This is a genomic window from Paenibacillus sp. FSL W8-0187 (assembly GCF_037969755.1).
Taxonomy (GTDB): Bacteria; Bacillota; Bacilli; order Paenibacillales; family Paenibacillaceae; genus Paenibacillus_AQ.
Window position 1 is genome coordinate 6,048,997 of the sequence record NZ_CP150206.1, and the last position, 22,741, is coordinate 6,071,737.

21 protein-coding genes are annotated in these 22,741 nt (G+C 46.0%); 3 read left to right on the forward strand and 18 right to left on the reverse strand.

The window, feature by feature from the left end:
• Window positions 1-5 precede the first annotated feature (5 nt).
• The 5 genes from MKY48_RS27320 to MKY48_RS27340 all read right to left on the reverse strand — a co-directional run bounded on the left by MKY48_RS27320 (window position 6) and on the right by MKY48_RS27340 (window position 6,847).
• Window positions 6-953 carry an ABC transporter permease gene (locus MKY48_RS27320; RefSeq protein WP_339267680.1) on the reverse strand — a complete coding sequence of 316 codons (948 nt, stop codon included), beginning with the start codon at window positions 951-953 and terminating at the stop codon, window positions 6-8.
• The gene (locus MKY48_RS27325; RefSeq protein WP_076324640.1) at window positions 950-1,879 is read right to left on the reverse strand and encodes an ABC transporter ATP-binding protein; all 930 of its coding nucleotides are present in this window, start codon (window positions 1,877-1,879) and stop codon (window positions 950-952) included. The genes MKY48_RS27320 and MKY48_RS27325 overlap by 4 nt, the downstream gene beginning before the upstream one ends.
• A complete protein-coding gene (locus tag MKY48_RS27330; RefSeq protein WP_339267682.1) occupies window positions 1,876-4,236 on the reverse strand; it encodes a hypothetical protein in 2,361 nt (786 codons plus the stop codon). Before MKY48_RS27330 ends, MKY48_RS27325 begins: the two co-directional genes overlap by 4 nt.
• 458 nt (window positions 4,237-4,694) lie before the next feature.
• Window positions 4,695-5,594, reverse strand: a complete 900-nt coding sequence (purU, locus tag MKY48_RS27335; protein ID WP_339267684.1) for a formyltetrahydrofolate deformylase — start codon at window positions 5,592-5,594, stop codon at window positions 4,695-4,697.
• A gap of 131 nt (window positions 5,595-5,725) precedes the next feature.
• Window positions 5,726-6,847 carry a deoxyribonuclease IV gene (locus MKY48_RS27340; RefSeq protein ID WP_339267686.1) on the reverse strand — a complete coding sequence of 374 codons (1,122 nt, stop codon included), beginning with the start codon at window positions 6,845-6,847 and terminating at the stop codon, window positions 5,726-5,728.
• Window positions 6,848-6,972: 125 nt separating this feature from the next.
• On the opposite strand from MKY48_RS27340, the gene MKY48_RS27345 reads away from it, so the two are divergent.
• Complete coding sequence (locus MKY48_RS27345; RefSeq protein WP_339267687.1) at window positions 6,973-7,446, forward strand: DUF2621 domain-containing protein; 474 nt, start codon at window positions 6,973-6,975, stop codon at window positions 7,444-7,446.
• Window positions 7,447-7,651: 205 nt separating this feature from the next.
• Here the strand turns inward: MKY48_RS27345 and MKY48_RS27350 are convergent, their stop codons facing one another.
• From MKY48_RS27350 to MKY48_RS27370, 5 genes are all read right to left on the reverse strand, one after another.
• Window positions 7,652-8,662: a glycoside hydrolase family 130 protein gene (locus MKY48_RS27350; protein ID WP_339267689.1), complete on the reverse strand. Its 1,011-nt coding sequence runs from the start codon at window positions 8,660-8,662 to the stop codon at window positions 7,652-7,654.
• A gap of 86 nt (window positions 8,663-8,748) precedes the next feature.
• The gene (locus MKY48_RS27355) at window positions 8,749-9,693 is read right to left on the reverse strand and encodes a DUF1861 family protein (protein WP_339267691.1); all 945 of its coding nucleotides are present in this window, start codon (window positions 9,691-9,693) and stop codon (window positions 8,749-8,751) included.
• Between the two features lie 42 nt (window positions 9,694-9,735).
• Window positions 9,736-11,271 (reverse strand): extracellular solute-binding protein, encoded by a 1,536-nt coding sequence (locus MKY48_RS27360; RefSeq protein WP_339267693.1) that lies wholly within the window; start codon window positions 11,269-11,271, stop codon window positions 9,736-9,738.
• A 61-nt stretch (window positions 11,272-11,332) separates the two neighbouring features.
• Entirely contained in the window at window positions 11,333-12,205 is an 873-nt protein-coding gene (locus MKY48_RS27365) for a carbohydrate ABC transporter permease (protein WP_326114269.1), read from the reverse strand.
• A 51-nt stretch (window positions 12,206-12,256) separates the two neighbouring features.
• Window positions 12,257-13,162 carry an ABC transporter permease subunit gene (locus MKY48_RS27370; protein WP_339273681.1) on the reverse strand — a complete coding sequence of 302 codons (906 nt, stop codon included), beginning with the start codon at window positions 13,160-13,162 and terminating at the stop codon, window positions 12,257-12,259.
• Between the two features lie 328 nt (window positions 13,163-13,490).
• Here MKY48_RS27370 and MKY48_RS27375 point away from each other — a divergent pair, with 328 nt between their 5' ends.
• On the forward strand, window positions 13,491-15,815 hold the full coding sequence (locus MKY48_RS27375; protein ID WP_339267696.1) for a helix-turn-helix domain-containing protein: 2,325 nt from the start codon (window positions 13,491-13,493) through the stop codon (window positions 15,813-15,815).
• Window positions 15,816-16,076: 261 nt separating this feature from the next.
• Here MKY48_RS27375 and MKY48_RS27380 read toward each other — a convergent pair whose 3' ends face one another.
• The 4 genes from MKY48_RS27380 to MKY48_RS27395 form a co-directional block, all read right to left on the reverse strand.
• Window positions 16,077-16,262, reverse strand: a complete 186-nt coding sequence (locus MKY48_RS27380) for a hypothetical protein (RefSeq protein ID WP_076324645.1) — start codon at window positions 16,260-16,262, stop codon at window positions 16,077-16,079.
• Between the two features lie 269 nt (window positions 16,263-16,531).
• Window positions 16,532-18,286, reverse strand: a complete 1,755-nt coding sequence (locus tag MKY48_RS27385; protein ID WP_339267697.1) for a DUF6382 domain-containing protein — start codon at window positions 18,284-18,286, stop codon at window positions 16,532-16,534.
• A gap of 707 nt (window positions 18,287-18,993) precedes the next feature.
• Complete coding sequence (locus MKY48_RS27390) at window positions 18,994-19,143, reverse strand: hypothetical protein (RefSeq protein WP_339267699.1); 150 nt, start codon at window positions 19,141-19,143, stop codon at window positions 18,994-18,996.
• Window positions 19,144-19,252: 109 nt separating this feature from the next.
• A complete protein-coding gene (locus tag MKY48_RS27395; RefSeq protein WP_339267701.1) occupies window positions 19,253-20,002 on the reverse strand; it encodes a hypothetical protein in 750 nt (249 codons plus the stop codon).
• Between the two features lie 213 nt (window positions 20,003-20,215).
• Here MKY48_RS27395 and MKY48_RS27400 point away from each other — a divergent pair, with 213 nt between their 5' ends.
• Entirely contained in the window at window positions 20,216-20,401 is a 186-nt protein-coding gene (locus MKY48_RS27400; RefSeq protein ID WP_339273683.1) for a helix-turn-helix transcriptional regulator, read from the forward strand.
• Between the two features lie 92 nt (window positions 20,402-20,493).
• On the opposite strand, the gene MKY48_RS27405 is transcribed toward MKY48_RS27400, so the two are convergent.
• The 4 genes from MKY48_RS27405 to MKY48_RS27420 are packed head-to-tail and all read right to left on the reverse strand — an operon-like array spanning window position 20,494 to window position 22,686.
• A complete protein-coding gene (locus MKY48_RS27405; RefSeq protein WP_339267703.1) occupies window positions 20,494-21,204 on the reverse strand; it encodes a hypothetical protein in 711 nt (236 codons plus the stop codon).
• 44 nt (window positions 21,205-21,248) lie between these two features.
• The gene (locus MKY48_RS27410) at window positions 21,249-21,851 is read right to left on the reverse strand and encodes a hypothetical protein (protein WP_339267704.1); all 603 of its coding nucleotides are present in this window, start codon (window positions 21,849-21,851) and stop codon (window positions 21,249-21,251) included.
• A 48-nt stretch (window positions 21,852-21,899) separates the two neighbouring features.
• A complete protein-coding gene (locus MKY48_RS27415) occupies window positions 21,900-22,406 on the reverse strand; it encodes an HNH endonuclease signature motif containing protein (RefSeq protein ID WP_339267706.1) in 507 nt (168 codons plus the stop codon).
• A 40-nt stretch (window positions 22,407-22,446) separates the two neighbouring features.
• A complete protein-coding gene (locus MKY48_RS27420; RefSeq protein WP_339267708.1) occupies window positions 22,447-22,686 on the reverse strand; it encodes a hypothetical protein in 240 nt (79 codons plus the stop codon).
• Between the last annotated feature and the right edge of the window lie 55 nt (window positions 22,687-22,741).

Consider the following 22,741-nt stretch of genomic DNA (forward strand, 5'->3'; position numbering starts at 1 on the left):
TAAGGTTACGCTTCATCCCGCGTCATTTCCGGTACTTGCGGGAGCTGTGACTCGTCCTTATCCTTACGTTTCCGCCTTGCGATAGGACGTATTTTCCGTATGGCAACCCACAGGGCAAGAACAATCACAACCGAATACACGATGAAGAATTCCAGCCACAATTCAATGGGGGCCTTACTGTTCAAACTTCCGCCGTGCAGCAGGAACACTTCCTTGGAGAACGACGGGTTGAACAAACTCATCATCGCTCCGCCGGGATTCAGACCCAGCAAATATCCGACCCATGAATAACTGCCCGGTGTAGGCGTTATCCCGCTTTGATACATATTCCGCTGTTCAATCCCCATGAAGAACAGATACAGCAGGCCTGTGACAAGGAATATAATAAGTCCCGCACCGTAGGCGACAATAATCGCGACGATGGTTCTTTTGAATAAAGTCGAGAACATCACGCCAAGCGAACCGAGCAGCAGCATCACGAATAAATAAAAAACAAAAACGGATATGAGCTGTTTCGGCGAAATCCCTCCATACAGGAAAACAATGCTGTATATCGGCAGGGTGGCCAGCACGATCAGTGTCATGAAGCTGAGTGCCGACACCAGCTTGCTCAGCACAATCGTGGCTGAGCTCTGCTGCGTCGTCAGCAGCATGCTCAGCGTTTGCTTCTCCCGCTCGCTGCTGATGACGCCGGCGGTAAGAGCAGGTGCCATGAACGCGATGAGGACAAGCTGAGCAAAACTCAGCACATAGAACATCATTTGGCTCATCTGCGGATCGAATCGCTGAGGTCCCCGCTGTCCCAAATATAAGAAGAGGTAAATGAAGCCCATCGCAACAGCTCCGAGCGCCAACACATAAAATAACACCGACAGCATAGAACGCGTAGAACGCATCCGCAGCCGAAATTCCTTGTCAATGACCGGATTAATTAGCTTTCTGCTCCAATTCATTCGCGGGGTCCCCCTTTGGTAATTTCGAGGAATACATCCTCCAGATTGCTCTGTGCTTCCTGAAACGAGACAATCGGAATTTCCCAGGAGACCACCTGCCGCAGCAGAGCGCTTTGCTGCGCATCATCCCCGCCGTAATGAACATGGACACCGGTGTTATCTGTTAATACCGACGAGACAAAGGGTTCGTCCCGCAGCTTCTCGGCCAGTTCCTCTTCACGCTCGAGCGTGCGGATATGGATGACTTTTTTCACGCGGAGACGGCTCTGAATATCAGCCACCTTACCTTGGGCAACCATCTCGCCGTGTTCAATCACGCCGATTTCATCCACCATCTCCGCCAGCTCAGGCAAAATATGCGACGAGATGATGATCGTCTTGCCCATAAGCTTCAATTCCTTCAAGATTTCACGCATCTCGATCCGCGCCCGCGGATCCAGCCCCGAAGCCGGCTCATCCAGAATTAATACGTCCGGATCATGCACCAGACACCGGGCAAGGCATAAACGCTGCTTCATGCCGCGCGAGAGACTGTCGACGTACGTATCTGCTTTGTCGCTCAGGTTGACGAGCTCCAGGAGCTGCGGAATGAGCTGCTCCCGCTCGGCGCGCGGAATGCCGTAACTTGCCCCGTAAAAATGCAAATATTCGGTAGATTTCAGCTGGTCATACACGCCAAAGAAATCGGGCATGTAGCCGATCCGCTTGCGGACCTCTTTGGGATGCTGGGTCACGTCAAAGCCGCCGACTTTGGCAACGCCCGAGGTTGGCAGCATCAGGGTGGCCAATATGGACATCGTCGTGGATTTGCCTGCTCCGTTCGGGCCGACAAATCCAAATACCGTCCCTTTTTCGATATGAAGACTGATGTCCTTCAACGCATGGAACGTTCCGTATTTTTTACTGAGGTTTCTAATCTCGATCATGGAGTGGCCTCCCCCTTCACAGACAGCTCAGGCATCATAAAGTTGGTCTGATCCTTGGCGGTGATCATGAAACGGATCCGATTTCCCACGATATACTGCTCCGTATTTTTGGTAATGGTATGCACATTGTTCACGTCTGTAACAGGCTCCCATTCGCTCTTCTTCGAGTTCCAGATCTCCATCATAACGTTGTTGTTGAATTTGGTGCCTCTCATGGACAATTCCGAATACTTCACGTTGCCTTCCGATATTAACGGGAATTCGGCGATCAAGCTGCCCTGTCCCATTTCGACCCCATGAGGGTAAACCCCATACATCGGCGCATTCACCTGCGATATCTCGGGAGACAGGAACCCGTAAGGAATGTTGATCTCCCCGTTCAGTCCCCAATCCATCTCCACGGGCTGTATCCAGAAATTGAGCTGATCACTCTCTACCTCAGCGCCTTTCAGCGTATAATTCGTCAAATGATCCTTGCTCCATCCCAAAATGTAAGCATCCCTGTTGACCATTCTGTTGGAATATCCGTATTGGGACAAAATATCGCGCTCACGCTGTTTCGGATCATTCTGCGAATAAGGGTACAGCATCCCGGATAAGTCACCGCCCGTATACTTGATGATTTGTTTCGGGTCCTCAGGAACGGCAGCCGCCTCTCCCTTCTTAATATCTCCCAGCTTATAGGCTTTGCCTCCAATAACCAGTGCAACCTCGGTCAAATCGTTAATCGTGTCATTGGTGACCTTACCGTTTAATTCTCCTTTGGCATCCAGCTTCAAATCCATGCCGAGGCGCCCCATCTCCTCGGTTCCTTGACGGTCCACCCATACCTTGGCTAATGACCATTGGGACATGTCGCGAAGCTCCAGCGTCGTGGACGCCTGCTCCATTCGGACAAAATTTTTATTCTCGCTCATTCCCCCAAACGTGTTCCGGGACTGCCCCGTTCTCAAATACGTATTCTCCGGAAATTCCAAGGCATAGTTCCCGCTTCGAGGCGTGAAGAATGCGGAAGCCGTCGATTTAACCGCATCCCCCTGACCGTTTAGTTCAATCAAGTTGATAGTGTGTGCGAGTTCCCGCGTCTTGTCCGATGAACCGGCCACGTAAACGGAACCGCTCGCGATGACGGCAATGATCGGGATCAAGAACCAAGCCCATTCCCGTTTGTCCGCCTTTTTCAAGATGTAGTAGAGCAGCGGCGCAACGACGACCGCATAAATAATGAGCATCCACAACAGCAGCGTGAAGGAAGGCATCTTCAGTGATGGAAAATACTCCAGAACGTAATTCAAATTGTCCATAAGCGAATTGTAATACATACCATTCTGCGCACCCATCATGGGAAGGTTATTGCGCAGTATCGATGCCCAAGCATCCGGATGGCCTGCCCATGAACTCACCGGTTCCATAGCCAGATCATAGGCCGCATATTGAACACTTCCTTGGCCATAGGTCTTCGAAGCAAACAAAGGTTGTCCATCCGCTTCAATCCCGATTTGGGCGCCTTCCACTGCTTTTGCTGTAGAAATGGTAAATGCCCCATCCAGTTTCAGCGGTTTCCCGCCAAGCTTCTCCAGCTCCGCCAGCGAGTTAACGGTGGTGGTGCCATTCGCAACAACCGGCGTTATGTCGGCAAACGGTGCCGCTGTTTTGGTATATCCCGCGCCTCCGGCCAGAATCAGGGTGCCGCCGCCATTTACCCAATCCGTAATCGCCTTGAGCTTCAGCTCTGACAGCGTATCGGAAGCAAAATTGTTAATAACGATAACGTCCAGTCCGTTCAGCAGCATTCCATCCGATGGAACGCTGGCGTTCTTAAGCGGGAACACATTCACGCTGTTGCCTTTGCCGTTAAGGACATTCATGAAATTCATCGTATCCGGATCATCCGATAACACCGCAATAAGTGCGCCTTGATAAGGAGAAGCCTGCACGTAATTTTTACCTGTGGCAAACGGAATCTGCTTCCCCTTGGTATAAGATCCTTCATAGAAGAGGATCTGGTTATTATCTTTATTCAGCATGGCCCCTGGAATGCCGATCACGACTTCCTTCGGCGTATCCTTCGGCAGGTCCACCTGCTGGACGTAGGAAGTTTGATATCCGAAGCCATTGTAGTTCTGAATCTGCACGACCACGTCACCGGATATATCCCGGTCACTGGTTAAGGTCAGTTTGAGCGGATTCCATTTATCATGTTTAATCTTGCCTTGATAACCCATTTCGGATTGAATGCCAATCTTCGCTCCGTCGGCGTAGACGTTTCCGGACGGAATCGACAAGGATAACGTGGCAACAATCAGCAGCGCCACCATCGGCAGCAACATCCACGTTTTTTTTGTATAAAACGACAACTGATGATTCCCCTCTCCACATATAAATTGCTTTCACATGAAAAATGACACATATGTTCAGAAGACGTATGTAAAGGTTCTCTTCACAAGTTCAACTATATTGACGAGTCGAATTCATGAAAAGTTTGACGTTTCCTTCCATAAAGAGATATATTGGCCTGTATTTTCAGCATCCCAGAGGTTTTTGGTGTTTTTTACCAAGTTGGTTATAAATAAAAATCCCACTCCAATAAGAGGAGCGGGATCAAGGGGTAATCCATTGCAGCGTTAAAGTGTTGGGCTGCTCCATTGTACTATCTATGATGAATCGTCCGAATACAGCCTCATATTCTTACATGAATCTCAGGCACAGGCCCGGTTACTCTGGCATGGCTCGCCATTGTGTTCGTGCTGTTTCCGAACCTGCTGGCTGTCTTCCTGTCTGGTCATACGTACGCTTGCAAATCTTTTGCAAACCGTTAGTTGAATACAACCGTTTTATTGTTATGCACCAGAATCCGATCCTCGACATGCCATTTGACGGCTCTTGCAAGCACCACGCGTTCGATGGTACGGCCAATACGCTTCAACTCGTTGACATCGTCCCGGTGGCTAACGCGCTGCACATCCTGCTCAATAATCGGTCCGCCATCCAGCTCTTCGGTTACATAATGGGCGGTTGCTCCGATAATTTTCACCCCGCGGTTATAAGCTTGCGCATAAGGCTTGCCGCCGACAAAGGCCGGAAGGAAGGAATGGTGAATATTGATAATCCGGTTCCGGTAATGTTCGATAAAGGTTGGCGAAATAATCTGCATGTAACGCGCTAGGATAATCACGTCGATGTCATCGCCGATCACATCCAGCTGACGTTGCTCCGCTTGAGGCTTCGTATCCGCCGTAACCGGAATGTGGTGATACGGAATACCGAACGATTCTACGTACTCCTTCATATCCAGGTGGTTACTTACCACCAGTGCGATATCCGCATCCAGATCGCCAGCCTGCCATTGCCACAACAGCTCTACAAGGCAGTGATCTTCTTTTGAAACAAAAATCGCCAGTCGTTTCTTACGGACCGCATGATAGATATTCCATTCCATATGGAATTGATCGGCAACTTCCTGGAAGGACTCCTCCAGCTTGGGAAGCTTCGTATTCAAATCCTCCAGATCAAATTCAACCCGCATAAAAAACATGCCGCCGGCCGGATCCATCGTATATTGGTCAGACTGAACGATGTTCGCGCCATGCTGGTACAGAAACTGGGAGACCGCTGCCACAATTCCCGGTCCATCCGGACAAGAGATCAGCATACGGGCACGATTAGGGTACTGACCTGCCACAGACGGCAGATCCTTCTTGATGTGAATTTCCATGAGACTCGGTGATCCTCCTTTTAAATCTGCAATTAACATGAACGGCACCTCTCAAGAAAAACAAACCGCAACATGCGGAAGTTTTCTTGAGAATGCCTTAGTACTCTTAATATAAAGCCATTTAATGAAGCTTATGATGTCAAGGAAACACCGGACAACCAAGCGATCAGCCGTTGATTGATCTGCTCCTCCGAAAGGTCGGACAGCAGGCCTGCTGCCATGACCATATCATACAGACGCTCCATGGGTTCGCGAGGATCCGCCTTTTTGGCTTTGGCATCATTCTTCAGAAGTGTCCAGGTATCCAGCACGAACGAACGGGATTCAATGCCTTCCTTCGCAAAGAAAGCACTCAGCTCTTCTACTTGCTGAGCAAAAGTTGGCCCGAAACGGCCTTCCACATCCCCACGCAGAAGCGCAATCTCGATCTCATACATCGGACGCTGCGTCTTCGGATCTTTACCGATCCACGGCGTCTCCAGAATGAACGGTCTGCCCTGGAGCTTCTCATGATGAACCACTCTTTGAATGGCTTCATAACCGATCCATCCGGTTCCAATCGGCGTATGACGGTCTTTACCCGCTCCACGCGGATTCTTGCTGTCGTTCACGTGCACAACCGTTAACCGGTCGAGTCCGATCAGCTTGTCGAACTGCTCCAGCACGCCGTCCAGATCATTTACGATATCATAACCCGCATCATGAATATGGCAGGTGTCGAGGCAGATGGCCAAACGGTCATTGTACTTCACCTTATCAATAATGGAAGCAATTTCTTCAAAACTGCGTCCCATCTCAGTGCCTTTGCCGGCCATCGTCTCCAGCGCAATCTTCACTTCGGTCTCATCCGTACCGCCGAGCACTTCATTGAGGCCTTCGGCAATTCGGTCGATGCCGTATTCCGCGTCCTTATCGGTATATGCACCCGGATGGAGAACGATATTCTTCACGCCGACCGCATGCGTGCGGCGAATCTCCTCTTGCAGAAAGCTCACCGCCAGCTCAAACGTGTTGGGCTTGTACGATCCAAGGTTGATAATGTACGGCGCATGAACCACAATCTCATCAATCCCACTTTCCTGCATAGCGGCTCTGCCTTCTTCGATAAACATGGAATCGATCGGCTTACGGCGCGTGTTTTGCGGTGCGCCGGTATATATCATGAACGAGCTTGAGCCATATGATGTAGCTTCAGCCGTCGCAGTCAGCAATCCCTTGTCCGAAAACGACACGTGGGAACCAATTTTCAACATGCTGTATCCCCCTTTTTTAACACACAATTACACCTATTTTAGCTTGTATATCGAAATAAATCTAGAAATGCGTTATAATTCTCATGAAAGTGTCATGTGACAATAATCATTGAGGTGATATACAAATGAAGAGCACAGGGGCCGTCATGGGCTATTTGTCGTCCAGTGCGCCGCCGTCATGGTTCATGAACTCCATTGCCTTCTGGGGATGGGTCATGCTTGGGCTTATGGGCATCGGCGGATTTTTCATGTTCCGCAAGTTTCTAAAGGTACTGCCGAAGGCTGACGGTAAATCTAAGCTTGACTGGCAGAACTACTGGGTGGAGAAGAGCCGCCCGCTCTGGAACGAAGACTCCAAGGCCTTTCTGGGTGAGCTTGTAATGCCGGTTCCTGGCCCGTTCCGGGATATCGCCAAACACTCCATTGCAGCCGAAATCGGCAAAATCGCCGTCGAATCCGGCGCAACCGAAGTCACCCGGGATCACTGCATCAAAGGTTACATCGTGGCTACGCCGAAGCGGGATTACAAATTTTTAATGAACTTCCTGCACAAGAAAGGCATTGATTATACGCCTTACGAACACCTGATTAATAAATAGAAGTCTGTTGAGTTTAATTGACCGGACAGGCTTACAAAAAAAGAGAAACAAAGCCCAGCCAGCCCGTGGTGCATGGCGGTTGAATTCCGCACATGCCCCACGGGCTGGTTTGTTCCACATCAGGATGTAATCCGAACCGCAGGTATCATGCCATTATTGTACTAATTTGAAGACGGAAAGATGCGGCGTTCCGCCTGCCCCATCCTTATCCCTCCAAACAGAGCCGGATTAGATCGTCCACATGAGCGGTAGCCAAGCATTCCACCGTGTCGGCGGCCCCGTAATAGATTTTCACTTCTCCATCCTCCTCCAGCACCATGCCGCCGGGGAAAATGACATCATTGCGGAAGCCCCCATCCGTCTCGTACAGTGCCTCAGGCGCAAGCAGGGGCGATGCGCTCATACCAAGGATCTTCTTCGGATTGTCAAGATCGAGCAGCATAATGCCGGCAGTATACCGTTTCTTCCAGGTCGGCTCCCAGCCGTTCTTCCCTCTAGCGGAATCAATATCCACCGCATGGAACGTAGTGAGCCAGCCCTTTTCTGTCTTCACCGGCGGTGCGGCCGGACCGATCTTGTCATTGGCGAACGGCACCTGCTCCACCGCCAGCAGGAGCTCGGAACGGCCCCAATAGATCAGATCCGGCGACTCCGAGATCCAGGTGTCGAACCGGTCCACTCCGCCGCGGCTATACACCGTGAACGGCCGTTCCAGCCGGACGTAGTTGCCGTTGATCCGCTCCGGAAACAGCACCATATTTCGCAAGTCTGGCGTTGACATGCTCAATACCTCAAAGGATTCAAAATCGTCCGTTACTGCGATACCTCCCCGGATGCCGTGCCGCGTATCTACCGCGAAGCACATGTAGCAGCGGCCGTCAATGACCGTCAGACGCGGATCATAGGCGCGAAGAATCTCTTCGTCGCGCAGCTTGAAGATCGGCTTTGGCCCCGCTGTCCAGTGAATACCATCGTCGCTGAAGGCGATGCCGAGATCTGTCGTATGATGCGGATCAATGATCTGCTTCTCCAGCGAGCCATAGTCATTGCGGAATACCATGATGTAGCGGCCGTTAAACTTAACGACGCCTGCATTGAAGACAAGTGCGGTGGGATACGGTACACGTGCTGCGTCCAACACGGGGTTGGCGGGATGGCGGCGAATGAACGGGCTGGACGCCAGCGTTCCGATGTTGGGCATATTCGTGGTTTTCATCTATTAATATCCTCCTAGTAAGCTGGAAAGTACAATTTCCGGGTTATCATGTGGCCTATTGCGGATTCGCATTCACCCATATGTTTCTAAACAAGAAGCCCATGTCTTGCGAAAGGATAGTCGATCGTAATCCGTCCTGCCTGACAATCGCTAAGACCGCTGTAAAGATCAGCCTTGCCGTCCGGGCGCATGACAATGCCTGAAGAAAAGACACAGTCAACCAAATACGGTGCCTTGGCAGGCCCCACCGGGTAGCAGGAACGACTTCCGATCAGATGAAGGTCAGATGACTCTCGGGTGGTTGGATCGAAGACGAAGGCCATGTTCAGGTACACCTTCAATTCCCCTCCGCTCTCATCCTTATCCTGGTAGCAAATGTGGCCAATGATGCCGATTTTCCCACTGTCGAGAAGATAAGCTTGATTGACGCCTCCCCATTCGCCTTTCCCGAAAATGCCGTGAATGTACGGTGCGTTCTCGATGACGTCCGCAGTCAAATCTTCCAGTCTGTCAACGACCGTAAAGCCGATCATGGATTCGCTCCCATATTTACCTGTCATCTCGGCACTCCGCGGACGCGAGAAGACGCCGATCTTGCCGTCAGACAAAGGAACAAGACGAATATCCTTCATTTTGTTAGGTCCGGTAGTAAAGTAGTACAAATTATGGAGGTCGGTGCCCCGAAAGAAATAGCCGAAAAATGTGCTGTATCTTCCACTCTGATATTGCACATGAGTCCCGCCCATGACAAGCTCATCACCGATTTCACTGATGTAAGGGTCCTCCAGAGTATAGATCATGCTATCTTCCACCACGCTCCATTCATCCTGTCCCGTTTCCTCGAACAGGCGGACCCAAGAGCGGGCCCATTCCTCGCGACGTTCTACCCGCCCGAACAAATAGCACTTCCCATCCCGTTTGAATGGAATCGAAATATTGTAGACATCAAAACCATCCACGCCATGAAATTTCAAGGTTGCACTTTCATAGATCATTTTTGTCGCTTCAAATTCAATTCGTTGCTTCTGCAAGGTCAAAATTCCTCCACACCTTCCTTTTGTTTTTCAACTCGTTTATTTAAGTGAAGCTTGATACTCCTGGAATTGCTTCTGGTATTCAGCAACCACTTTATCCAGACCGGCTTTCCTCATTTTTTCTAGTGCAGCCGGGAAGGCCTTATCGTATTCTTGGACACCCATATAAATCGGAGTGATGCTTGCCGAAGCTTCCGACAAAATATTGGTGTATTCAGCCCTTACATTCGTCGGGTCAAAAATAAAGTTCGCCGCGATACTATTGATTGCATTCGGATTTGGCTCAAACAAGACTTTGTTGTTATCTGGAATGCTGTTCTCCAAGTCAAATCGCATGAAGTTTACGTTGCCGTTTTGCGAATCAGAACCTCTAAACCCCGGATTATTATTGTTATTCGGATCTTTGATCGGCTTAAAGCCCGTCTCACCGTCCTTGGTGTAGTGCTTGCCTTCAATGCCATATTGTACAAGATCATAATTTTCCTGACTTGCCAGCATCCAATCCATGAATTTGACGGCCGCTTCCGGATTTTTGCTATTTACCGGTACGGCATTTCCGTTCTTGAAGGTGAGCGGACGCATATATTCTTTCTCCGGGTTAAACCATACAACGCCGATATCGTTTACAGTGGCTTCTGGATTGTACTTCTTGAGCCCGTTCAAGCTTCCGCCAGTTCCCAAACGGACGAACCATTCACCGCTGTCGAGTTGTGCATCTACCTGCTCCTGCTTCATGACCAGGATATCGGGATTGGTAATACCCTTTGTGTACAGCTCGCGCATGAAAGACGCATCTTTCTTGAACTCTTCGGTCTCAATCCAAGACTTGACCTCACCGCTTTGATTCACATAAAAGAACTTATCCCTCACGGTAAACGGGAACGTGTCATAAGTCCTGTGCAGGATGGACGTATGCAGGTAGATCGGGTCAAAGTCAGCGCGAGTGCCAAGATAGGGCTTATTGCTTCCCTTCCAGTTCTTCATGACAATCTCCCAAGCGCTGATCAATTCAGCTGGAGTCGTCGGCTCTTCGAGATTATTCTCAGCGAGAATGTCACGACGAATATTGAATTGACCTTCACTCGCCATTTCAACCCAATAAGAGGGAACGGCATAATACTTGCCATCGATTTTAGCTCCGTCGAAGATATCATCAGGAATATATTTCTTCAGATTTTCTCCATGCTTTTCGATCGCATCCGTGATATCTGCCAGTGCACCGCGGTTATAGTAGCTCGAGAACGGCGTGCGGTCCTGCATGACGTGGAACAGGTCGAAATCTTCCCCAGTGGACAGCATTAAGTTCAGTTTCTGATCCCACGCATCCCACGGTATATATATTTTTTCCACCTCAACGCCGACACCGTCCGCAGCCAGCTTCTCATTGACCTTTTGGAACACTTCCTTGTAGTCTTTCGGCTCTGTGCCTGGAACTAAATATTTGATTTTGACCGTATTGGCAGGCTTGTCATTATTCTCTGAATTGGAGACTGAAGAATTGTCTCCCTTACCGCATCCAATTAAAGTCGAAAGCACAAGAACCACAGCCAATAGAAACACACCATACTTTTTCATATTAAATATTGACCTCCTTCTATAAAGTGCTTAATTTATGTTAACCCCGAAGGGGAGTATATCAGCCTTTGACAGAACCAATAACCAGGCCTTTCACGAAGTACTTTTGCAAATACGGATAGAGTAAGACGATCGGCCCGATCGTCACGATCGCTGTTGCCATCTTGACCGATTCTGAAGGAAGCGTGATGTCGCTTGTTCCGGCCAGCATCGTCATCTCGTTCAGCATGCTGATCTCCGATTGCATTTGCAGTAGCATAAATTGCAGCGGGTACAAATCCTTGCTGTCAATCAACATGATTGCATTCCACCAATTGTTCCAGTAATCAAGTCCGTAGAATAGCGCAATCGTCGCCAATACCGGTTTGCATAAAGGAAGATAGATCCGGAAGGCAATCGTAATATCGCTGGCCCCGTCTATGTTTGCCGACTCTCGCAGCGAGTCGGGAATCCCGCTCATGAAATTCCGCACAAGGAAGAGGTTGAACGGGCTGAACAGCAGCGACGGAATGATCAAAGCGAAGATGTTATTGGTCAATCCAAGCGACCGATTCATCAGATACCAGGGAACAATTCCCGCGGAAAAAATCATGGTAATAAAGAAATAGAGCGCCATTGGATTGCGGTATTTCACATTTTTGTTCGCCAACGTATAGCCAGCCATGGACGTAATCAGAATCGCCAGCACCGTACCAACAATTGTGACGAAGATGGAAATACCGTAGCTCTGCATGACCTGGGAACCCCCTGTAAAGATTAGCTTATAGGCATACAAAGAGAACTCCTCCGGGAAAAGGCTGTATCCGTTCTTCAATATGGCATCCTCATCCGTGACCGAGATCATTAAAACCAGAAGCATTGGAAGCAAACAAAGCGCCGAATAAACCGTAATGAGAGCATACATAATCGTCTTGCTGAATGAAAACGTCTTCACTTCTATACCTCCTAAAACCATTCTTCGGGAATCTATCGCCGAAACCGGATTCTAATACAACGCGCCATCTTTAAAAAATTTGCGGGTAATGGAATTCGTGCCGAAGACTAAGATAAACCCGATGACGGACTGGAACAATCCGACAGCCATAGCTTCGGAAGGGTCGCCAATCTGACGCAAAGAGCGGAATACATACGTATCAATGATATCCGTGGTCGAATACAAGGTGCCATTGTCGCCAATCAAGGCGTAGATCATCCCGAAATCGCCGTACATGATTTTGCCGACCGAGAGCAGCATCAGTATAACCACCGTAGGCATCATCAACGGAATCGTAATGCGCATGCACATCTGCCACCGGTTAGCCCCGTCAATCTCGGCAGCTTCATACAAAGTCTCATCAATCCCAGTGATGGTAGCCAGATAAATAATGGCGCTCATCCCTGCTCCCTTCCACACATGCATGATGGTAAGAATAGCCGGCCATACCTGCGGCTCGGTGTACCAGTTGACCGAGACGAGGCCAAGCTGGTTCAGCAATTTGTTCACGATCCCCATATCCATAGAAAAAAACGCATACAGCACATAGCTGATGACGATCCAGGAAATGAAGTTCGGAAACAACATCATGGATTGGCTGATTTTGACGAACAGCTTCTTGCGCAGCTCGTTCAGGATCAGTGAGATGGCCAGTGCCGTCAGCGTTCCAAAGACAATAAAGAGCAAATTTAGAAAGATTGTGTTAAAGGTGACCGTAAACGCCTTGCTCGACCCGAAAAAGAACTCGAAGTTCTTTAATCCTACCCACTCGCTATGAAATATGCCCTTTGTATAATTGAATCGTTGGAAAGCAATCAGTATATACGGATACGTCATATACCCGAAAATAAACGTGTAAACCATCGCCGGAAGGACCAGCAAGTAAGATGTTCCATTCCTACGGATATCAGAAAACATGCCGAATGCCGGTCGCTGTCTCTTTTCCAATTTCTTATCCTCCTTCTTTGCAGTGTACATTTTGGGGCTGCGTTGACGCTTGCTCTAACTCTATAGCAGCGGGTCAGCGTTTCCAATTTCAAATACCGGACATCGCTTTCACGATTCGATTAAAGGGCTTTCACATTTCGAATTGATTTTCATTGCACAAGAATGGAAATTATTGATATAAAGCACAAGCCTTTCAAATTATCGAAACGGCTTTCATTTTTGCGAGAAGGAGTACCTTTTTAGCCAGATATGTCCTATAGTGAAGAGGTTATATTAACGGCATTGGGAGGAATTCTTCATGCGGAACACCATGAATCGGCTTGTTCGATACAAGGCGTTTCAAAAACTTACAATTTCATATTTCCTGCTCGTTCTACTAACCGTCAGCCTGCTGTCCGGCGTCCTCTTCCTTCTCTTCTCCAAAAGCGCCGTCAAGGAGATCGACCGCAATTCCAAAGCCATGTTATCCCAAATCACTTACGCCTCGGAGGTCGTCTATAACCAAGTCATGACAATCGGCAATGCGCTGCTCATCCAGCCGGAGATCACCTCATTCCTGAATGACAAGTTGGAGGACAAGACGAACAATTATCGGATATTCCAACAAATGAACCAGATTATAAGTGTTTATCCTTATATTTACAGTGCCGGGATCTACCGGCCTTCTACGGGAACAGCCGTCGATACTGCCGGGCTTCCATTCGACTCCTCGCTCATCACCCTTAGCGCGGAGCGGTACATGGAATTCTATCCACGTAGCTTGACCGTTGCCGACCGCAACAACGATGCGCCGCTTCAGCTCCTGACCTTTCTGCTGTACCCGGATTTTTCATTTAAGACCTCCGACAACCCGCTTATCTATATCAATGTGGAAGAAAAGTCGATTCTGACGACGATCCGCAAAATCAGCAAAACGGATTCCGCCAACAACGTTTTTGTCATCAACAAAGAGGGCAAAGTGCTCTCCCATACCGATTCAAGTTTATTTCTGAAAGATTGGTCCGAGGAACAGTATGTGCAGCAAATTCTAAATCAGGACAAGGAAGAGAACAGCTTCACAACAAATATTCTAAATAAAAAGCATCTGATCACCTATGTGAAGTCGGAAAAAATGGACTGGTATTTTGTAAGCGTTTCCCCCTACTCCGGACTCATCTCCAACATTGACCGTCTCCGCAACGTTACGCTGCTTGTGACAGCCGGAATTGTACTGACAGGTCTGCTGATCTCTATTTTTCTGACCAAGAGCATTTATAGACCGTTATCGACGCTGTTTGAAAGGATCATGCCGGACACGGATTCTCCAGTCTCCGATTCGCCGTTCATAGATGAATATAAGATGATGACCGAGGTTTTCCATTCGTTGGAGGAACGTGAAAAATCGATGCAATTCGTGATCAACCGCTCTTCCCGAACGATTCGTGAGCATTACTTACTTTCGTTACTCTGGGGTCATCCGCTGGAACATTCTGTTCCGAGCGAATTAATTCGGGATATCGACAAGAAAGTATCGGGGCCTTATTTTTGCGTGCTTGTATTCAAAATCAATGCGCTGGAACCGACAAGAGGGAGGATGGAGACGGAACAGCAGCCGCTGCTGCTCTTCGCTCTAGGCAATATTGCAAAAGAGATGCTGGAGCCTATCGGAGCATGTGATTACCTGTTTATGGGGGGAAATGAAGCCGTCGCAATCCTTCAGTGTACGAACAACCAACAGCCTGAGGAGCTCGAGGCTGCCTTGGGCAATATTCAGAGTTTTCTGAACCGTTACTTCAAGGTGACGGTATCCATTGGCATAGGGGATATAAGTTACGGCAGGAAAAATATTTCTTTCTCCTATACTTCGGCGCAGCAGTATGTTAAATACCGGCTAATCTACGGGAAGGAATCGATCCTGGATGCCGTAACAACACGGCCTCATATGATGACGGCCTTAAGTTATCCCAGCGCCTTCGAGAAGAAGCTAATCGATGCTGTGCAGTCCGGGAAGCCGGAAGCAATCCGGGATGCAATCGGACAATTCGTGGAACAGATCTCTAACGGTTCAATCAATCAGGTCATTACATACAGCACCCAGCTCATGCTATCCTTACTTAAACACTTTGACTATTTGCAACATGTGCCAGATTCCAATTTCAACGAGTATCTGGATGCGGTGACCGAAATTGAATCCGCCGAACATCTGACGGAAATCAAGGAAACTTTCAATCGCTATTGTTTTAATATCTGCACATTAATCGAAGAGAAGAATCTCTGGATGAATGCCCAGAAGCACAATGTTATCATTGAAAAAGTGCAGAATTACATCCAGGAACATTATGCCGAGCCAAACTTATCTCTGGAGCTGGTGTCCAACATTGCCGGCCTGTCGCCAAGCTATTTGGGTAAGCTCTTCAAAAAAGCAACCCGTCAATCGTTCAGTGAATACCTGAATCACACCAGGCTGGAGAAAGCTAGGGATTTGCTTGCTTCCACCCATGAGACTGCAGCCAAAATCAGTGAATCGGTCGGAATGTACAATATCACTTACTTCTCCACTCTATTCAAGAAAAAATACGGCCTAACTCCTTCCGTCTTCCGCGAGCAGGAGGCGATAAGAGGCAATGAAAGGGCTGGAGAATAAACAAATTAGAGCTTTCGGTTTGCGAGAAAAACTGGTGTTGTGGCTAAATTTCCAGCTCCAGCTATGACAGTGACCTCAATGAGTAGAGTGCTGTTCTCAAGGTACAATACAAAAAGAATTCATTTTTACCTATAGATGATTCTACACAAAAAAGCATCGACTACCCGCCATACCAGCATCGCTGGACGAGTTACTCTTGTTGAAGCTTATAAAGTCCCTTCCGGGATTGTCCGTCTGGGCTTCTGGCAGGGGCTATTTACCTTAGCCAGTTAAATTAAATAGATACACCATTATCCCTACAAGCAAAGGTCCTATCACTAAAAACCCGAATATCAGGGCAATAACTTTTAGAGTTCCTGATATTCCTTTTGACGAGTTCAAGGTGTCTAGTTTATTATTGATTTCTTTTAGCTCTTTCAATATTTCTCTATTTAGATCTTCAGACACATCAAAGTCCTCCTTATACACATGAATCAAAAAACACAAGATGTTTTTAATAAATCGTTAACATATACAAAGCTAGTCATGTATAGTAATCGGTACATTTTACCATAATCATCATACCAGATGTTTTTTATGGATCTAGTAAAAATAAAAAACCAAAGGCCCCTTTAAAAATTAGGGTACGCCTTTGGTTTTCTGCAATAATTCGAATTCTCTCTAAACTCATAGAATAATAGCTTCGCAAATCTTACTTCTACTATAATAATCCCGTATTAATATAACCCCCGACGTAGGGTGAAACTCCATCCGGCAATAATAAAGGCATCCCCCTCCATCAGGGGGTATTCTTTATAAGGCACCATGGATTCTCCCTTCAACATCGTACCGTTTCTGGAACCCAGATCCTTCAGGACGTATCCACCGCTTTCGCGCGAAAGCTCCACATGCGCCCGTGAAGTCCCCACACCCTGAGCGACGAATTGGGCTACATCGGGAGACCTGCCGATGATGAAATGGGGCTGATGCAGTTCAATCCGCTGCGGGACGGCTGCATTCGGTTCATTTAACTCAAGATAGTCCCTGGCTGAAAGTTGTCCGGCCGGACGAGCGGCAGTATCCGGACTTAACAGCACGGTAGCTCCCCCACCACCAGAGGACGAAAGCACCTCCGTCCGTTGGGACAGCTTGGCATAATAATCCCCTTCTTCCCCAAAAGAATCTCTTTCCCCGGCGTTAGGCGAACGCGAAAAAGCCTGGTCCCGCAAAGACTGTACGGTAGATCCCGCTGAAGGGTGATCCCGCTCAAGGTTAAATGGTGATTTAGGAACCTGCCATCTCCAATGCTCCTTCCCCTCACCAAGCTCTGCTTCTGCTGCTTTCCCTGAATCTGCTGCCTGATTTCCTGTAAGAAGACCGGATAAGGGATCTGCCTCAAAACGCGGGACGGACTTCCACTTGGCATGCTCCTGCGGACTCAGCTCTGTGGATTCAAACACGGGCAGTGAACCGGACCAATCCTCCGCTCTCCGTGAGAGCAGCCGGAGTTTGCCCGTGTAGCCGAGCCAAGCGATCACGGCAAGCAGAATCGTAATCCCTACCGATAGCCCCAGCATCAGCGGACCCGGTTGATTCATGTACAACATTCTCCAAGCTCCCGCTGCGGCGAGCAAACATCCTAGCAAAATATAGGTCCGAACCGGCGAAGATTTGCCATGCTCCGCTTCATCAAGACTTGAATCATCTGTGCCAGATGACCACGCGGGAAGACCTGATGGGATTCGACCGGCGTGAGAATTACCTTCTTCGTTTCGGCCGCTTTTCCCAAACATCTCGTTGGTACGTTCCGTCAGGCTTCGAATTAAACTCTGTTTATCCGTGTTGCCGTCATTCTCCGTCTGCAATGCCGCACTCCGGCTGTGAGCCGGCTCTGCAAATGAGAAGGCAGGCCTGGAGACGCTGCTGTTTGAGGGATTATCGGTATAGGGCAATCTTTCATTCACATGTGCAGCCACTGCCATCTTCGCTTGCGTTCCTGCTTGATCGCTTTCACCATCTTCTCCTGCAAGCAGTTCAATGACAAGCCGCTTAAGTCCCGGCAAACTGAAGCTCTGTTCACTGCAGAAGGTCATCAATGCTTGTATCCCCCCTCCTTTCAGCTCCGAGACCGATAAGAGAAGCCTTGTCATAAGCTCCTTAAGCGTTACAGGGAGACGGTTACTGCTTGTCTCATTAACGGCAAGGGGAACATTAGTTAAATATAATGTGCCAAGATGCAGGGAGCCTTCAACAAACAGAAAATCCTCATGAAGTATGTAATTCTCGGGTTGAAGCATATACAGCCTGCTGTCCTCCAATGCGGAAGCGATCTGCAGCAGCAGCCCATAGTACTCGGTCAACGTCATGCGCTCGCTCTTCAATGCCTGAGACAGCATCTTTTTGCCGGTGATATCATATTCCAACGTTACTTTGTAATCGACTTCTTTCATATGCAGCTTCAAAAAGTGCGGGATTCTCGAAGAACGGATCATGCCCAATGATTCCACCAGTCATCTTATTGTTCCTGGACTATTCATCTAATGGCTTTAACATTGCTATCAAGACACTAAGTGTACTAACGATTATCACATGTGTTTTTGGATTGATCCGGCATAGAGAATTGAAATAAGCGGTTCATATTCATATTGACTCACACAGGGCCCTAGGATGCTGCCTAAGGGCTTTATTTGTTTTCAACCGCCAACTTTGGCGGGTCATGTTAAAGGTCTCGTCGATTGGATGACAGCCCTACGAATGGAGTGATTACTAATCACGTCATATCTGGGTGTCACTTGGTGACATTCCATTAGACCTTCTGAATCAAAAGGTCAGGAATCTACAATAGTTCAGACATGGTGAATCGCCATATCCGAAAACTCTCAAGGAGATGTATTGAACACACACCCTTTCAGTAGCCCTCAAGTTGACGGTAACTGAAATTCAGATTTGGTATAATCCCAAAACCGAAATCAGTTTAACCATATACAAATTACGGACAGATGTACATCTCATGAGTATAATTTTGCACGACCATTGGTCGCCTTGAAAGATGTTGCAGAAGCAATCGGTGAATCCAAATTTGGATTTTCCAAAGTCACGATTCGTTACAATAGCGTTGGACACATCGTCCAACAACAAAAAAAGAACCAGGACTTTAAGTGTTGATCCTCTTCAATGTTACAACAGCAATGTAATACATTTAAGGAATTAGAAATTGAGTCAAGCCTATTAAAAATTGTACAAGCCATATGACAACGATGGTAATAAGGACAATTTTGATTATCCTCCATTTTTTTTCTTGGGAAGCCACTCGTTTCTCTAAATTACTTAATCGTTGTTCATGATCCATAATAGCATTCCTCCTTTGTTATACAATATTAAACTACCACCTAGATTATGCAAGGTGGCAGTTTAATATTTTTATAGAAAATAGAATCTCATAGAAAGCGTGAATTATCTTATGTCGTCCATCTCATAGAAAATGATTGAGGTCTTGAAATAATTTCTTCGCCAATGCCGCCTCCACCAATTATTGATAGAGTTCTAACTCCCTTGATAATTATTTGTGCTGTTCGTCCGTTAACATTGGCAGTTGCATTAGTCGCAGCCCGATCATGCTGCCAAGAGTTGCCAGGGTGGAAACCCAATAGTGAGCTTGAGCTGTCAGTAACACTGACTATGTTCCAGTTGCCAGCACTATCATGTCTGTTAAAACTCACAGTAGCTGAAATCCAAGAAAGGTTTGCACCCGCAGCCAGTCCATCTCCCCAAACTGTCTGTGTAACGCTATCAGTTACAATAGCCATAGGACTAATCTGATTAGATGATCCTTCAAAAGTTTGATTAGATGCAATAGTTTGATTATTGTTATCAGAATAATATGTCAGTAAAGCTGCATATTCATCTAAATCATTTACAATTATTGCTCCGTTATCATATTGCATAGTGCTGGCTCTTCCGGTTTTCACTGGTGTAAATCCTGTATCTTTCAAAATATCTTCTTTTGATTGATACTTCCCTTTTGCAGCTTCAAAATACTCAGCTGGTATAACATCACGAACAGAGATTGTGTCTACCTCAGCAGGAACAATTACATCATTGATACTGGTAGATGAAACTTGGCTAGGACTAGCACTAGCACTAGCAACACCTAAAGAAGTGAACAACATTGCACTGGATAACAATAAAACTGCACTTTTCTTTAGCATACAAAATCCTCCTAATTTGTTAATATAATGGATACAATTAAAACGTTACCATAAATAATGGAATATTGTCTATTATTCTAGCAATTTATGTAACAAAAACAAATAATAGCTGGTAAATATGTAATAAAATTATAATTACAAAAATAAGTAATATGACGATTACGGAAAGAGTTTAAAACAGATGGTTTAAATAATACTGTTAATGAACGGAAAATCACTCCTTACAAATTATCTAAAGATACAGGAGAACGAATAGGCACCATATACAAACTTGTAAATAATCAAGACTTGAACAGTGTACGGATACCAGCGTCATTAATTGTCAACTTATGTAGTTATCTTGATGTCACTCCAAACGATTTGTTCGAAGTCAGAGTTAATAGCAGTGACGATGTATAAGGTAGTCTTACACTGGAACGACGACTAAGTAAAAAAGACTCCCCAGTTGTGGAGAGTCTTTTTTACTTTACAACTTATTTCATATACGAAATCTACATTTCATCACTATTTAAAGCCTTGTTAAGCTTTATCTTTCTCCATGCATCCTCAACCGTGTTATTAATTAATCGAGAGTTAACATTAGACAAGTCAAAGTTACTTCCCGAGCGAAGCAAATCATAAACAAACCCTCTTCGAGAAGGGGAGTTTGTACATTTTTTAAAGTCATTGTTATCGATTAAAAAATCATAAAGTTTATTTAGTTTAACTTCAGAATCCGATTTTTTTCTATTGTAATTTTCTTCTTTTGCTTCCTCAATTTCCTCGTTGTGTTCTACAAACAGCATTTCCAGAAAATCATCCTTGTCTTCAAAAAGTAACATTGAATTTCTATGATGGTAAGTATAAATAATACCCTCGTTTTGAAAGTACAAACTTATAACCTGTTCTTTACCGACATGTTTCTCAAGTTGCTTTAAAGCGTTATTATAGTCTTTAATTTTTTCTTTGATTTGCTTATTGCTGTTAACGTACTCAAGATTATAGTTTAAATCCTCATCGGTGATTAAATTATTCTCGATTTCACTCTCATCCAATATATTCAGATCGTATAAAACTACATTGACTCCTAAATCATTCAATAATGCGCAAAAGGTGCCATAATCATAAATAACAACATCTTCTCGCTCACAATATACTTTGTAACTATTTATGCTATGTGATTCAAAAAATCCGGTTATATCTTTGAAAGACAAATAGTCCATTACAATCTCCCTTTTAATCAACCTTGCATTTCATTATAAATACACTACCAAAGTTCCATAACTTGTCCATACTCTTTAACTTCAGGATACATCTTGTCAATCGTAGATGCACCCAATACAGATTTTATTAAATGCTCTTCTGGCTTAAACTTAGGTGCGTCAACCGTTATCTGAGTTACCCTATGGTCCCCACTCATAATGCCAATCGTTACAGTCTTTGCTCCTTTTATATCATCCTGTTGAAGAAAATCATATGCCTGAGTAAATACATGTTGTGTCGCTAAACCTGGTTTTACAGAGTCTTTCATATGTACCACTAGATCAATATGCTCCGTTATATCTCTCGAATCGGTTACATCTACTTTCATAGCGTAAGCAAAAACAGAGGTATCTATTAAGGATTCATCTTCTTCACTATCTATAATGGTGAGTGCTTCTTCCTCCGTGCTTTCTTCGTCGTTTCGTATGCCTTCTTCTTGCTCATTGGATTTTGTCTCACTCTGATCGTCTTGAGACTCGACATTCGCAACAACTGTTTCATTAGTAGTTTCGCTCGGTGCTGCTGAAGGAGACGCCTCATTAGAACAAGCCTGTAAAACCAAAGTAAAAGCAAAAAGAGATGCAACTAAAGTAATCTTTGTTTTCATTATGGTACTTCCCCCATATGTTTCTTTCTAAGTAAAACATGCCTTTTATCAAAAAATCTTTATTCCTTCTAAAAGCTTTGTTTTTATTTCCTCTGAAACGAACGAAAATACAGAGGTATGTAATTCAGATGCTTGCTTTTGTATGTGTGCTTTTTGGTCATCACTGAGGCAATAATTATACTTTTTTATCAATCTTTCAATTTTAGATCTCCTTGCGATGAACTCCTCTTCCGATTGGCTTTTGATTTTAAGAAAGTCAACCCAATCTAGGCTTTGCCTTTGATTGTTACACTGCTTACATGATAATGCGATATTCCCCCAAGCATGCAATCCAGCATGGTCCTTGTTCATGGGAACCAAGTGATCTTTATCCCACTGTTTGTTGTTAAGATTCTCATTACAATAACAACATTTATATTCAAAAAACAGTATAAGATCAAATTTGCTTTTGTTATCACTAAAAGGCTTGAATCCCCTTGTTAAATCATACTGCTTCCCTATTTCTCTTAGCAACTTTCGCACTGCTTGACTTGCAGCTTGTGACGGGGATGACACTCTGTCTCACTTCCCTTTGAAGTAGCCATTTTAACTGAATTTATTTTCTGGTAATCCTATTTGCTCTTTTCTTCTTAACTTCTGTGCTAGTGCTAAATAAATAACTATCGCCTTCATGGGACCACGGCTTATCATTATCAATACTAAAATTAACAGTGTCCCAGCAACGTTCAGGGATTAATTCGGAACATCTTTCTTGAACATAGGCAGCCGCTTCTTTAATACTGGTAAATTCCTTAAAGAGGATTTTGTTTTTGTATAGTCTCACGTTGTAACCCATTAATTTCACTCCTAGGTAAAACAGTCATTTGATTAAGTTACTATCTTTTTGAAGT

Bases quoted from the DNA above. Each gene is read 5' to 3' on its own strand.
- MKY48_RS27320 (WP_339267680.1), bottom strand. From the start codon at position 953: ATGAATTGGAGCAGAAAGCTAATTAATCCGGTCATTGACAAGGAATTT.
- MKY48_RS27325 (WP_076324640.1), bottom strand. From the start codon at position 1,879: ATGATCGAGATTAGAAACCTCAGTAAAAAATACGGAACGTTCCATGCG.
- purU (WP_339267684.1), bottom strand. From the start codon at position 5,594: ATGGAAATTCACATCAAGAAGGATCTGCCGTCTGTGGCAGGTCAGTAC.
- MKY48_RS27340 (WP_339267686.1), bottom strand. From the start codon at position 6,847: ATGTTGAAAATTGGTTCCCACGTGTCGTTTTCGGACAAGGGATTGCTG.
- MKY48_RS27345 (WP_339267687.1), top strand. From the start codon at position 6,973: ATGAAGAGCACAGGGGCCGTCATGGGCTATTTGTCGTCCAGTGCGCCG.
- MKY48_RS27350 (WP_339267689.1), bottom strand. From the start codon at position 8,662: ATGAAAACCACGAATATGCCCAACATCGGAACGCTGGCGTCCAGCCCG.
- MKY48_RS27360 (WP_339267693.1), bottom strand. From the start codon at position 11,271: ATGAAAAAGTATGGTGTGTTTCTATTGGCTGTGGTTCTTGTGCTTTCG.
- MKY48_RS27370 (WP_339273681.1), bottom strand. From the start codon at position 13,162: ATGTTTTCTGATATCCGTAGGAATGGAACATCTTACTTGCTGGTCCTT.
- MKY48_RS27375 (WP_339267696.1), top strand. From the start codon at position 13,491: ATGCGGAACACCATGAATCGGCTTGTTCGATACAAGGCGTTTCAAAAA.
- MKY48_RS27385 (WP_339267697.1), bottom strand. From the start codon at position 18,286: ATGATCCGTTCTTCGAGAATCCCGCACTTTTTGAAGCTGCATATGAAA.
- MKY48_RS27390 (WP_339267699.1), bottom strand. From the start codon at position 19,143: ATGGATCATGAACAACGATTAAGTAATTTAGAGAAACGAGTGGCTTCC.
- MKY48_RS27395 (WP_339267701.1), bottom strand. From the start codon at position 20,002: ATGCTAAAGAAAAGTGCAGTTTTATTGTTATCCAGTGCAATGTTGTTC.
- MKY48_RS27405 (WP_339267703.1), bottom strand. From the start codon at position 21,204: ATGGACTATTTGTCTTTCAAAGATATAACCGGATTTTTTGAATCACAT.
- MKY48_RS27410 (WP_339267704.1), bottom strand. From the start codon at position 21,851: ATGAAAACAAAGATTACTTTAGTTGCATCTCTTTTTGCTTTTACTTTG.
- MKY48_RS27420 (WP_339267708.1), bottom strand. From the start codon at position 22,686: ATGGGTTACAACGTGAGACTATACAAAAACAAAATCCTCTTTAAGGAA.